At 72.8% G+C, this 12065-nt stretch carries 11 protein-coding genes and 1 pseudogene; 7 read left to right on the forward strand and 5 right to left on the reverse strand.

All coding sequences use genetic code 11. The features are described 5' to 3' along the window. Window positions 1–31: 31 nt before the first annotated feature. From ACGFIM_RS13455 to ACGFIM_RS13465, 3 genes are all read right to left on the reverse strand, one after another. Complete coding sequence (locus ACGFIM_RS13455) at window positions 32–976, reverse strand: hypothetical protein (RefSeq protein WP_393199450.1); 945 nt, start codon at window positions 974–976, stop codon at window positions 32–34. Beyond that, a complete protein-coding gene (locus ACGFIM_RS13460; protein ID WP_364069876.1) occupies window positions 973–1563 on the reverse strand; it encodes an RNA polymerase sigma factor in 591 nt (196 codons plus the stop codon). The genes ACGFIM_RS13455 and ACGFIM_RS13460 overlap by 4 nt, the downstream gene beginning before the upstream one ends. A 150-nt stretch (window positions 1564–1713) precedes the next feature. Next, window positions 1714–2682, reverse strand: coding sequence for an alpha/beta hydrolase (locus ACGFIM_RS13465; RefSeq protein ID WP_393199453.1), 969 nt, complete (start codon window positions 2680–2682; stop codon window positions 1714–1716). Window positions 2683–2862: 180 nt separating this feature from the next. Here ACGFIM_RS13465 and ACGFIM_RS13470 point away from each other — a divergent pair, with 180 nt between their 5' ends. The 5 genes and pseudogenes from ACGFIM_RS13470 to ACGFIM_RS13490 all read left to right on the forward strand — a co-directional run bounded on the left by ACGFIM_RS13470 (window position 2863) and on the right by ACGFIM_RS13490 (window position 6166). Continuing rightward, entirely contained in the window at window positions 2863–3582 is a 720-nt protein-coding gene (locus tag ACGFIM_RS13470) for a dienelactone hydrolase family protein (protein WP_393199456.1), read from the forward strand. 405 nt (window positions 3583–3987) lie between these two features. Continuing rightward, window positions 3988–4683 (forward strand): annotated as a pseudogene (locus ACGFIM_RS13475) (LLM class flavin-dependent oxidoreductase); the annotation flags it as partial. Window positions 4684–4712: 29 nt separating this feature from the next. Next, on the forward strand, window positions 4713–5210 hold the full coding sequence (locus ACGFIM_RS13480) for a cupin domain-containing protein (protein WP_393199458.1): 498 nt from the start codon (window positions 4713–4715) through the stop codon (window positions 5208–5210). Beyond that, window positions 5210–5851 carry an ArsR/SmtB family transcription factor gene (locus ACGFIM_RS13485; RefSeq protein WP_393199461.1) on the forward strand — a complete coding sequence of 214 codons (642 nt, stop codon included), beginning with the start codon at window positions 5210–5212 and terminating at the stop codon, window positions 5849–5851. Before ACGFIM_RS13480 ends, ACGFIM_RS13485 begins: the two co-directional genes overlap by 1 nt. 27 nt (window positions 5852–5878) lie before the next feature. After that, window positions 5879–6166: a hypothetical protein gene (locus ACGFIM_RS13490; RefSeq protein WP_393199464.1), complete on the forward strand. Its 288-nt coding sequence runs from the start codon at window positions 5879–5881 to the stop codon at window positions 6164–6166. Window positions 6167–6169: 3 nt separating this feature from the next. On the opposite strand, the gene ACGFIM_RS13495 is transcribed toward ACGFIM_RS13490, so the two are convergent. Next, window positions 6170–8389, reverse strand: coding sequence for an MMPL family transporter (locus tag ACGFIM_RS13495; RefSeq protein WP_393199467.1), 2220 nt, complete (start codon window positions 8387–8389; stop codon window positions 6170–6172). A gap of 99 nt (window positions 8390–8488) precedes the next feature. On the opposite strand from ACGFIM_RS13495, the gene ACGFIM_RS13500 reads away from it, so the two are divergent. Then, entirely contained in the window at window positions 8489–9013 is a 525-nt protein-coding gene (locus ACGFIM_RS13500; RefSeq protein WP_393199470.1) for a TetR/AcrR family transcriptional regulator, read from the forward strand. Window positions 9014–9158: 145 nt separating this feature from the next. Then, window positions 9159–11120 (forward strand): hypothetical protein, encoded by a 1962-nt coding sequence (locus tag ACGFIM_RS13505; protein WP_393199473.1) that lies wholly within the window; start codon window positions 9159–9161, stop codon window positions 11118–11120. Window positions 11121–11545: 425 nt separating this feature from the next. On the opposite strand, the gene ACGFIM_RS13510 is transcribed toward ACGFIM_RS13505, so the two are convergent. Next, window positions 11546–11734: a DUF6203 family protein gene (locus ACGFIM_RS13510; protein ID WP_393199476.1), complete on the reverse strand. Its 189-nt coding sequence runs from the start codon at window positions 11732–11734 to the stop codon at window positions 11546–11548. Window positions 11735–12065 lie beyond the last annotated feature (331 nt).

Below are 12065 nucleotides of genomic sequence, written 5' to 3' on the forward strand. Positions count from 1 at the left end.
CTGGTGTGAACGCCGGGGCCGGCGCGGCCGGTCAGTCGTTGATGACGGCATCCCGGGGGCCGCCGTAGACGGGGTTCTTGTCCAGGCGGCGCTCGGTCACGAGCAGGCGGATCACCCCCTCGGCGTTCTCCTCGGCCTCCCAGACGACCCAGTGGTCGCCGACCGGCTCCTTCTGGGTGCGGACGATGCCGAACCCGCCGGGGTTCCCCGGGGGCACGCTGATGATCGCGAACACCACCTCCTTGCCGCGTCTGCGCAGCTCGGGCAGGACCTCGCCGACGGTCTTCTCGTCCACGCGCAGGCCCTCAAGTGAGCGGCCCTCGGCGGTCGCGAGGCGCAACTCCGGCTCGGTGATGATCGACGGCTTCGGCGCGGGGACGGGCTCGCAGGGCGCGATGGGCCCCTCCATCAGGTGCGTGGTGGTCGTGCCGCCCTTGCCGCTGATCGTCCAGACGAACGTCTGGCCGGGGCCGAACAGTCTCGTGTTGATGCGCATCTGCCAGCCGTCCCGCTCGCCCGGAATGTTCTCCGGCAGGCTGTAGAGGCCGCGGGGGATGTTCTCCACCATCTTTCCGCGCGGTTCCCTGCACATCATGCCCTGGGGGACGAAGTCCACCATCGCGGGGACGTTCAGCTCGCGCAGCCGCCGCTCAAGCCCGGCCGCGTCGTCGAAGTCGCGGATCCGGATCGTCACCATCCCGTCGTCCATCTCTACGGCGTACGAGCTGGGCGCGCGGTCCCCCAGCACGATCGGGGCCACGACGGCGCCGGCCGCGAGCGCGACGGCGGCGGCCAGCCCGAACACCGGCCGCTTGAGCGGAAGACGCCGCGCCCTGTGCGGCCTCACATCCGGCTCCTGCGCGGTGATCTCGGCCAGCAGCGCCCGTGCCCCCGCGCCGGACGGCTCACCACCCGAGCCACCGGGCGCGATCCGGGCCAGCGGCTTGATCGCCTCGATCTCGTCGACGTTCCTCACAGCGCTCCTCCCTGCGATCCCTCCACAGCGGCCCCCTCCGCAGAAGCCATGGCCGGAGCCGGGCGGCGGCCGGGTGCGGCCACGTGCACGCCGCCGGCGGCGAGTGCACGCGACAGCCTCCTGCGGGCCCGGTACAGCCTGATCCGTACGGCGTTGCGCGACAGCCCCAGCGCCTTGGCGATCTCCTCGCGCTCCAGCTCCTCCCAGGCGACCAGGGACAGCAGCTCCCTGTCGTCGTCGGGCAGGCTCATGAACGCCCGCCGGATCGCGTCCAGCTCGACCTCGGTGTCCGGGGAGTGCCCGTACAGATCGGCCAGTTCGGCGTCGAGCTCGGCCGTGCGCGCCCTGCGCCGGTTGTCACCGCGGAAGTGGTTGGCCAGCACCTTGCGCGCGACCCCGTACAGCCACAGGACGGCCTCCTCGCCCTCCGGCAGCTCGGCCACCCGCCGCCAGGCGATGGTGAAGGTCTCCGCCACCACGTCGGCGGCGTCCTGCGGGGAGTCGCAGCGGCGTACGGCGTAGGCGGTGATCCTGCCGTAGGCCAGCTCATAGACGGCCTCGAATCTGGCCAGCCGCTCGTCATCCACGGGCGGTCCCCATGGCATATCTCCTCAGCAGACGATTGACACGGACACCTATCCCTATGTGCGCCGAAAGCCCGCCATTTCCCGAACGTCAGAAAAAGGCGAGGGCACCCGCCCCACACCAGGCGGGTGCCCTCGCACAGAGGAATGATCTCAGATGCCGAGGGCGCGCTTGAGCGCGGCCTCCCTCGCCGCCCGCGCCCGCCTGCTCAGCTCGGCGTCGGGCACCATCATGTCGAAACCGTGGAACGCTCCCGGATACAGGTGGAACTCGGTCGAGACCCCGGCCTGGGCCAGCCGCTGGGCGTAGCCGATGCACTCGTCCCTGAAGACCTCCAGCTCCCCCACGTCCACGAACGCGGGCGGCAGCCCGGACAGGTCGGTGGCGCGGGCGGGCGCGGCGTACGGGGGCACGTCGTCGGTGCCCATCCGGTCGCCGAGCAGCGCCTTCCACCCGTAGAGGTTGGCCGACCTGGGCCACACCACGGCGTCGGTGAACTCGTGGCTGGACGGCGTGACGTTGCGGTCGTCGAGCATGGGGCAGACCAGGAGCTGGAAGGCCACGTCGGGGCCGCCGCGGTCCCTGGCGAGCAGCACGGTGGCGGCGGCCAGCCCCCCACCCGCGCTGGCCCCGCCCACCGCCACCCTGGACGGGTCGATGCCCAGCTCGGCGGCGTTCTTGACGGTCCAGGCCAGGCCGGCGTAGCAGTCCTCGACGGGCGCGGGGTGCGGGTGCTCGGGCGCGAGCCGGTAGTCGACGGAGACGGCGACCACGCCGAGCCGCTCGACGTACTCGGCGATCATCCCGTCGTCCATGTCCGGCTTGCCGATGATCATGCCGCCGCCGTGGATCCAGTAGAGCGCGGGCCGGTTCTCACCCGGCTCGGCCGGCTGGTAGATCCGCAGCCGGACGTCCGGCGCGCCCTCGGGGCCTGGGACGAACCTGTCCGCTATGGAGACCGTGGTGTCGGGCCGGGGCGCCGCGGCCAGCATGGCGTTGAGCTGCGCCCGGTGCTCGGCCAGCGCCTCGTACGACAGCGAGGCGAGATCGACCTCCGCCATCTGCGCGGCCTGCTCGGCCCCGGCACGCAGCTCGGGGTCCAGATTGGGGTGATGCGCCATGGGCTAGTCCTTCCACGGACGGGTGTTGTCGGTCCTTCGATGGTGGGTGCGCGGCCCGCCACGGCACAACCGCCACGCGGCGGCGATTACCGGCCGCGACCCCGCCGTTCGGCGAAGGCCCGCCGTGCGGGGCGGGGGTGGTGCGGCATCGCGCGGCGGCGCTCGGGCATGCTGTAGATCATGTGCCACTCCACTGACAGCAGGCCGCCGGCCCCGCCCGTGCAGGGCGAGGTGTCGGCGCACGAGCAGATCGAGCTGACGGCCGCCGACGGCAACCGTTTCCTCGCCTACCGCGCCGAGCCGGCGCAGCCCAACGGGCGCAGCGTGGTGATCCTTCCGGACGTCCGCGGCCTGCACCCGTACTACCGCGACCTCGCGGTGCGTTTCGCCGAGGCGGGCTTCACGACGATCGCGATCGACTACTTCGGCCGTACCGCCGGCATCGGCGAGCGCGGCGACGGCTTCGACTTCGGCCCGCACCTCGACAAGCTCACCAACGACCACGTCAGGGCCGACGCGCTGGCGGCCACGCAGGCGCTGGAAGGCCCGGTGTTCACGGTGGGCTTCTGCCTGGGCGGCGCCCAGTCGTGGCGGCAGGCCGCCGAGGGCAACGGCCTGGCGGGCGGCATCGGCTTCTACGGCGCCCTGCGCTTCATCGACCCGCCGGAGTCGGGTCCCGGCGCGCCGCTGCTGATGCTGCTGGGCGGCGCCGACACGGTCTCGACGCCCGAGCAGTTCGCCGCGTACGAGGCCGCGCTCGACCGGGTCGGCACCCCGTACGAGAAGCACGTGTACGAGGGCGCGCCGCACTCCTTCTTCGACCGCTCCTACCAGGAGTGGGACGAGGTCTGCCAGGACGCCTGGCGGCGCATCCTCGACTTCACCGAGCGGCACTCCTGAGACCGGTCATCCCAGGTAGGCGGCCCTGACGACCGGGTCGTCTGCGAATGGCGGCGGGCGGCGCGGCGGCGCGCTGCCCGCCGCGCCCGCACGGCTCCGGCACCTCGGCGGCGCGCCGCATCGCGCGACCTGCCGAGGCCGGCCGGCAGTACGTGCGCGGCGGAGCTGGACGCGCACTCGGCGAGGCGGATATTCGGTGGAGGATGACCGAGACCACGCGCACCCGTTTCGCCATCTCACTCCCCCAGCAGATCTCCGACGGCGCCTTCGACCCGGCCGTGTTCCGCGCCTATCTGCGCCGGGTGGAGGACCTGGGCTTCCACAGCGTCTGGACCCGTGAGGGCACGCTGTCGGCGGTCCCCACGCTGAGCCCCATGGAGGTCATGACGTACGGCGGCCTGCACCGAGCGCGTGCGCATCGGCTGCGCGGTGTTCGTGAGCGTGCGGCACCAGCCGCTCCAGCTCGCCAAGAGCCTGAGCACGCTCGACCAGCTCAGCAGGGGCCGCCTGGAGGTGGGCTTCGGGCTGGGCGGCAGGCGCGGGCTCGAGGCCTTCGGCGTGCCGGAGGACGGGCTGGTCACGCGCTTCACCGAGGGCATCGAGCTGATGAAGGCGTGCTGGACGCAGCCGGAGATCTCCTTCCACGGGCGGTTCTTCCGGGTGGAGGGGGCCATGGAGCCGAAGGCGTACCAGAAGCCGCATCCGCCGGTGTGGATCGGCGGGCACAAGCCGGCCGCCGTGCGCCGCGCGGTCCGGCACGGCGACGGCTTCATCGGCGCGGGCGGGGCCACCACGGAGGCGTTCGCCGAGCAGGTGCGCACGGTGCGGGCCGAGCTGGCGCGGACGGGACGCGACCCCGGCACGTTCGGCATCGCCAAGCGCGTCTATGTCTCGGTCGGCGCGCCCGGCCGCATCGACGAGCAGCTGCGCAGCATGTACGGCAGTGCGGACGTCGCCGTCATGGGCACGCCCGAGGAGTGCGTGCGCGGCCTGCACGCGGTCATCGACGCCGGCGCCGACCTGGTGCTGCTCGACCCGATGACCGGCGAGGCCGAGCAGCTCGACCGTCTGGCCAACGAGGTACTACCGACGCTATTCTAAGCTTCCTTAGAATGCTAGAGGAGGCGTCGATGTCCTACCCCGAGCCCCGTTACCTCGGCGAGAACGGCGAGGCCAGTGGTGTGGTGAAGCTCGCCGGCCAGGCGCCCGACCTGATCATCGGCGGTGAAGGCGGCACCAAGGTGCACTACCTCGCCACCGGAGGCAGCACGAACGGTGCGTACGGCCTGTACCGCTGGGAGATGAGCGGCAAGCCGTCCGGCCCCGACCCGCACTTCCACCGCACGATGACCGAGTCGTTCTACGTGCTGTCGGGCACGATCAAGCTGTACGACGGCGACAAGTGGGTGGACGGCAAGCCGGGCGACTTCCTGTTCGTGCCGGAGGGCGGCATCCACGCCTTCCGCAACGAGTCGGGCGAGCCGGCCTCGATGCTCATCCTGTTCACGCCGGGCGCGCCGCGCGAGGGCTACTTCGAGGAGCTGGCCGAGATCGCCGCCGGCGGCCGGCGGCTCACCCCCGAGGAGTGGACCGACGTCTACCTCCGCCACGACCAGTACATGGTCTGATGTTCGCAGAGGAGCCGATCTACGAGCAGCTCGCCCGCGTCGGCAAGGCCCTCGCCAGTCCCGTCAGGCTGCACCTGCTCGACGTCCTCGACCAGCGCGAGCGCACGGTCGAGGAGCTGGCGCGGGCGGCCGGCGTGCCGCTGAAGAACACCTCGGCGCAGCTCCAGCAGCTGCGCGCGGCCAACCTGGTCACCAGCCGTCGCGAGGGCACGCGGATCTACTACCGGCTGGCCGACGAGAGCGTCTCCCGCTTCCTCGGCGCGTTCGAGGCGTTCGCCGGCGAGCGGCTGGCCGACCTGCGCTCCGCCGTCCGCGATCGGCTCGGCGACCTGGAGGGCGTGACGGCCGACGAGCTCGCCTCACGGCTGTCCGACCCCGGCACGGTCGTCCTCGACGTACGCTCGGCCGCCGACTACGCGGCCGGGCACGTCCCCGGGGCGATCTCGGTGCCCATGGCCGAGCTGCGCGAGCGGCTGGACGAGCTGCCGGCATCGGCGGAGATCGTGGCCTACTGCGGCGGGCCGTACTGCGTGGTCTCGCCCGAGGCCGTACGCGTGCTGCGCGACCACGGCCGCTCCGCCCGCCCGCTCGACGGCGGCTTCCTCGCCTGGCGCCGCCACGGCAAGCCGCTGGAACGGTGAGCTTCCGTCCCGCTACCGTGAGTCGTCGTGGACATCGGATCGGCGGCTCTGGCCGCGCTGTTCGCGCTGCCCTCCAGCGCCAGGCCCGTGTACGACTTCGCCGCGCCCGAGGTCGTCATCTGGTCGGAGCCGAGGGCGGGGGCGCGGCCCCACGGGCTCGGCCGGCCCGGCGAGGGGTTCGCATCCGACCGCGAGGAGGAGCGCGAGCCGTACCGGTGCGGCCCGTACGAGACCACGCTCTGGCACCACGGGCACAACGCCAGCACCGGCGTCATCGGCTGGGTGCCCGCCTGCGACCTGCTGGACTTCGACTGAGGCTCAGACGCCCGTCGTAACCGGCTCGCGCCGCTCGGCCACCGGCTCCTCGTCGTCCTCCTCGTGGCCCTCCACCGACAGGTTCGGCAGCAGCCGGTCCAGCCAGCGCGGGCACCACCAGTTGAGCCGGCCGAGCAGCACCATCGTGGCCGGCACCAGGAACCCGCGGATGATCGTGGCGTCCACCGCGATCGCCACCGCGAGGCCCACGCCGAACGTCTTGACCAGCGAGTCCGGGTAGGCGATGAACGCGGTGAACACCGCCACCATGATCAGCGCCGCCGACGTGATGACCCGCCCGGTCGAGCCGAGCCCCTCGGCCACCGCCCGCGCGTTGTCCCCATGGCGCAGGTACGACTGCCGCACCGCCGTCAGCAGGAACACCTCGTAGTCCATCGACAGCCCGAACAGCACCGCGAACAGCATCAGCGGCACGTAGCTCTCGATGGGCACCGAGAAGAAGATCGTCTGCACGTACGAGGAGCTGGCCGGCGGGTCCATGCCGACGAGCCCGGTCCCGAGCCCGTACGAGAACACCAGCGCCAGCGCGCCGAACGCGGCGCCCAGCGACACCAGGTTCATCACCGCCGCCTTGATCGCCACGACGGGTGCGCGGAAGGCCAGCAGCAACAGCAGCGCGCTGAGCCCCACCACGACGCCGATGACCAGCGGGGTGCGCTCGGCCATCCGGTCGCCCGCGTCGGTCAGGCCCGCGACCTTGCCGCCCACGTGCACCTGCACGCCCGGCAGGTCGATCGCGCGGACGTCCCTGACGACCCCGGCGGTGCGCTCGTCGCTGGGCGCGTACTCGGGGATGGCCTGCACCAGCACCGAGCGGCCGTTCTCGTTGACCTTGGGGTCGCTGACGTACTTGACGCCCTCGACGTCCTCCACCTCGCGGACGACGTCCTTGACCAGCGGATCCTCGGCGTCCCGCACTTTCTCGGGCAGCTCGGCGACCACGATGAGCGGGCCGTTGAAGCCCGGGCCGAAGCCGGTCGCCATCAGCTCGTACGCCCGGCGCGGCTCCGAGCCCTCGTCGCCGTAGCCCTCGTCGATCGGGCCCAGCTTCAGCCCCAGCGCGGGCGCGGCGAGCGCGCCGAGCACGAGCGCGCTGGCCACCAGCACCCGCCACGGCATCCGCGCCACCCACGAGCCGAGCCCCGCCCAGCCGGAGCCGGCGGAGCCCGAGCCGCGCAGCAACGGCACCTTGAGCGCGTTGATCCGGTGGCCGAGCAGGCCGAGCAGGGCCGGCACCAGCGTGATCGAGGTCAGCACGGCGGCCACGACCGAGATGCCGGTCACCCAGCCGAGCGTGGCCAGCAGCGGGAAGCCGGCCAGCATCAGCGCGCTCAACGCGATGATCACCGTGCCGCCCGCGAACACCACCGCGCCGCCGGAGCTGGAGACGGTCCTGCGTACCGACTCCACCACGGGGACGCCCTGCGCGAGCAGCCGCCGGTGCCGCGACAGCAGGAACAGCGCGTAGTCGATGCCGACGCCGAGGCCGATCATCGTGGCCATGATCCCGGCCTGCTTGGGCATGTCCACGACCCAGCCGAGCAGGCCGATCACACCCAGCCCCGAGGCCACGCTGATCAGCGCGGCGAAGATCGGGATGATGGCGGCGACCAGCGTGCCGAACGCGAACACCAGCACCACCAGCGCGCACAGCACGCCGATGACCTCGCTGGGCCCCGTCTTGATCTCCTTGTCCGCCGGGTTCGAGGCGTCGGCGGGCACCACCTCCAGCCCGGCCTCCCGTGCCGGATCCGCCGCCTTCGACAGCTCCTGGGTGGTCTGAGCGATCTTGTCGGAGTCGTTGCCCTCGAGCCGGATGGTGATGAGGCCGATCTGCAGGTTGGACGAGATGCCGCCCATCCGGAACGGGCTGTCCACGGAGGAGACGTGCGGCTGCGTGCGCAGGCGGTCGATCGCCCGCTCCACGGCCTTCTTGCGCTCGCCCTCCATCAGCGAGCCGTCGGGCGAGTAGACGAGGAGCTGGACGGTGCCGCCCGCGGCGTACCCCGGGCCGAAGCCCTCCTTCATCAGGTCGTGGGCGCGCTGCGCGTCGGTGCCGGGGATGCTGGCGTCGTTGTTGGTCGGACTCGGGAACGCGAGGTTGCCGCCCATCAGCGCAGCGGCGGCGATCATCCAGGTCACGAGCACGATCCAGCCGTGCCGCGCACACCAGCCGCCCAGCCGTCCCAGCAACCGTGTCATCGCTCAGCCCCCACTCGACGGCCGTCCTGTACGGTCGTACAGGACATACGATAAGGGGGCGGATCTCCAGCAGGCCGTCTCCCGCAGGGAAATGAGACGATGACCACAGCCGACGACACCCGATCGCGGATCCTGGCCGCCGCCAGAGAGCTTTTCGCAGAGCGCGGCTACGCGGCCACCTCCCTGGCCGACATCGCGGCGGCGGTCGGCCTCACCAAGACGGCCGTCGCCTACCACTTCCACCCCAAGGACCGCCTGGCCGCCGAGCTCCTCGACCCCGTCACCGCCGACATGCTGAGGCTGCTCGACACCCGGTACGACAGCAGGGAGGAGTTCGTCGAGGCGCTCGTCACGTTCGCGGTGCGCTACCGGTCGGTCATCCGGCTGTTCATGGAGGACCTCGCCGCCGACGACGCGGGCGCCGAGCCCGGCTCCGAACGCCACACGATCAGGACGTTCAGGGACGAGATCTACGCCAAGCTCGCCGGCCCCGACCCCACCCCCGAGGCCAGGCTGAAGAGCTGGGCGCTGCTGGGTGCGCTGCAGTGGGGCGCGGTGAAGACCATGGACCTGCCGGAGGACCAGGTCAGGGCCGCGCTGCTGGAAGCCGCCCGGGCATACTGACCGCGCTCGAAAGCCCGGCCGCCCCGTCGAGCACCCGGCTTCTCCGCCTTACCGCTCTTGCGCAACAGCCCTCGCGCGGACGCCTGAAGGGCGATACTGGGACGCCAGACCACCCATCGCAATCGCACCGGCAGGGGGTTCGGTCGTGCGTACCTGGTTCGAGCCGGAGGAAGCCGAGGCATTCGAGGCGGCCAAGGCCGTGCTGCTGCGGCGCTGCCTCACCTGGGCCGACGAGCACGACCGCCCCGCGGACGAGCTGCTCATCGGCGCCGCCATCGACGCCCGGCACCACAGCCGCGACGGGCGGCTCGCGTACTGGGACGAAAAGCAGATCCGCCGCTACCTGCTGGGCTGGATCCCCCGCTACGTCGTCGCCGCGCGCGAGATCCTCGACATCGCCCCCGACATCCTGCGCACCTACCTCGGCTACCTCGCCGCCACCGGCCTGCGCGACCCGCGCGGCGCCACCCCGGCGGAGGCCGATCTCGCCATCGCCCGCGCCACCCCCGAATACCGCGCCGCGCTCGCCCACCTCACCAGGCCGGGCCCCCTCGCCTTCGCGCGCGACCCGGCCGAGCCACGCGCCCACCTCCAGCCGCCCATCGCGCTGCCACCCGCCGCCGATCTCACCGCCGCCGCCGCACGCAGCCCCACGGTCGAACGCCTCATCGCGCTCACGACCTGGGCCGGCGAGGACGGCCGCCCGCTCACTGCGACCGGCGACCTGCCCGCCGGCGCGGCCCGCGAGCTGACCGCCCTGCTCGGCACCGGCGAGGACGCCGGAGACGCCCGCTCCAGCGCCGACCTCCCTCGGCTCGCCCTCCTCCTCGCCTGGGCCAAGCGGCTGCGCCTGGTCCGCTCCGCCGGAGGCCGCCTGCACGCGGTCGCCAGGACCGCCCCGCTGCTGCGCGACCCCGAAGGCCTGTGGCGGCACGCCTTTCACGCGCTCCCCTCGCTCGGCCCGTTCGTCACCCGCCGCACCACCGCCTCCCCGTTCACGCTCTTCTTCCCCGACCTCCTCACCGGGCTGCTCAACACCCTGTACGGCATGGACGACATGCCGGTGGCCCGCCTGGCGGAAACGGCCTGGCTGACCTGCAGAAAACACCACCACCGCAGACCGCCCGGCTGGGACGGCCCCGGCTGGGACGGCCCCGGCTCGGACGACAAGGCCCTGGATCCCCGCCGCAAGCCCGCCGACGACCCGGAGGAGACCCGGCAAGAGCTCACCGAGGACCTGACCCGCACGTTCGACGTCCTCGCCGACCTGGGCGCCGTCGAGCTGACCCGCGGCCCCGCCGACGAGCTCTACCTCAGCGGCCTCGACCACGACCACGACCACGACCACGGCCTCGGCCTCGGCCGGGATGAGCGGCTGCCGCCCGATGCCGCCGAACGCCTGCGCACCCGCCTCGCCGAGCCCGACCTGCTGCTCGCCAGGCTCACCCCGCTCGGGCAGCGCGCCGTACGCGAACGGCTGCTCGCCGACGGCCGCGACGCCCCGCTGATCGGCGAGCTGGCCGGCGCCTCCGCCGCCGAACTGCTCGGCGTGCTCACCCAGCACTACCCGCCGTACGACGCCGCCGCCGAACTCCACGGCTGGCTGGCCCAGCCGGGTCACGGCATCGAACCGCTGCTGCAGGCCGTACGCGAGTGCCCGTTCCGCACCCGAGCCGCGGCCATGCTCAACATCCTCGCCGAAACCCTGCCCGACGGCCGCGCGCTCCTCCACGGCCTGCGCCGCGACCCCGTGCTCGGCCCCGCCGCCCTGACCTACCTCGTGGACGTCGGCGAGCTCGACCCGTCCGCGATCGGGCACGGCGAGCACCTGCTGCTCGTCGCCGAGAACTTCCTCACCCTGCTGGAGCTCGGCGGCCCCCGGCCCCTGATCGAGCAGCTCAAGGCGATGGCGGGGCGGGAGGCGTACGATCTGGTGGCCGCCGTGCTCGAGGCCGGCCACCACGACACGGTCGGCCTGGAGGAGATGCGCGTCCTGGTCGCCGAGCCGCTGCGCGCCGCCCGCCACCGCCCGCTCCGCCTCATCCCCGGCACCGGCCCCGGCAGCCGAACCCGCCCCACCAGAAAACGTAACCGCCGCGACCACTGACCGCCCCACCCGGAAGCGGAATCCACCCGCCGGACCTGAGCCGTTGACAAAGTGTGACCATGCGACCACCGCACCGGGTGGTGCTGTTCCTGGACGAGTTCGACGCCCTTCAGGGCACCAGCATGGTCAGTATCCTCAGCCGGCTCCGCGACGGTCACAACGCCCGACCGGACCGCCACGGGTGCCCGGCGACCGCACCGAGCGGTTCGTTCTCGCGAACCCGCGCGGCTTCGTGCTGCCCACCTCGACCGGCTGACCCTGCCCACCGGCAAGCTCGTCATCCTCGACCGCCGCCCGGAAGCACACACGTGGCCGGAGCGAGGCTCGTTCGAGGAGGCGGTCACGCCGTCCGGCCGGCCGGTCACCGTGCTGCGCGTGTGACTGCGAGGACTTTCAGGGGCAGGTTGCGCGGGCGGTCGGCGGGGTCAGGGGTGTCCGGCGCGTACGTTCTCCTGCGCGGTGCGGCCGTACCGCGGTACCGGCCGGTGTTCCTCGCGTTCGGCGCGGCGGCGCTTGCGGCGGCGCCCGAGGATCCAACCGGCACCCAGGACGGCCAGGCCGAGCGGGGTCGCCGCCAGGCGTCGGGCCACCAGAAGCTTCAGCAGTCTCTTCATGCGCCCACCACTGCCCCAGGGCGACGGCCGCACGCATCGCCCCGCCCCCGCACGGTCCCGCACGAGACGACGCCCCGCCTCGTCGCAGCGCCGCCACCCGAGACGAACGCCGCGGGCGCCCGGCTCGGCCGCCGTGAGCCAAGCACCCTCGGCTCCGTCCTCCGGCATGCGGGCACCACTTCCCCGCCCAGCCCACCAGCAGGCGAACGCCACCCATCCCCGCACCGCTTTGCATCGGGCGACAAGTCGCCCGGCCGGGTGCGGGCCGTGCGGACGCCGGATGCCGGCCCACGGGCCGCAGCTTTCACGCCGGCAGGGCCTCCCACCCGGC

The sequence above is a fragment of the Nonomuraea sp. NPDC049309 genome (genome assembly GCF_043196965.1).
Classification (GTDB): domain Bacteria; phylum Actinomycetota; class Actinomycetes; order Streptosporangiales; family Streptosporangiaceae; genus Nonomuraea; species Nonomuraea fastidiosa.

Coding starts and splice junctions, on each gene's coding strand:
- ACGFIM_RS13500 (WP_393199470.1), top strand. CDS start 8,489: ATGACCACAGCCGACGACACCCGATCGCGGATCCTGGCCGCCGCCAGA.
- ACGFIM_RS13480 (WP_393199458.1), top strand. CDS start 4,713: ATGTCCTACCCCGAGCCCCGTTACCTCGGCGAGAACGGCGAGGCCAGT.
- ACGFIM_RS13470 (WP_393199456.1), top strand. CDS start 2,863: ATGTGCCACTCCACTGACAGCAGGCCGCCGGCCCCGCCCGTGCAGGGC.
- ACGFIM_RS13495 (WP_393199467.1), bottom strand. CDS start 8,389: ATGACACGGTTGCTGGGACGGCTGGGCGGCTGGTGTGCGCGGCACGGC.
- ACGFIM_RS13465 (WP_393199453.1), bottom strand. CDS start 2,682: ATGGCGCATCACCCCAATCTGGACCCCGAGCTGCGTGCCGGGGCCGAG.
- ACGFIM_RS13510 (WP_393199476.1), bottom strand. CDS start 11,734: ATGAAGAGACTGCTGAAGCTTCTGGTGGCCCGACGCCTGGCGGCGACC.
- ACGFIM_RS13485 (WP_393199461.1), top strand. CDS start 5,210: ATGTTCGCAGAGGAGCCGATCTACGAGCAGCTCGCCCGCGTCGGCAAG.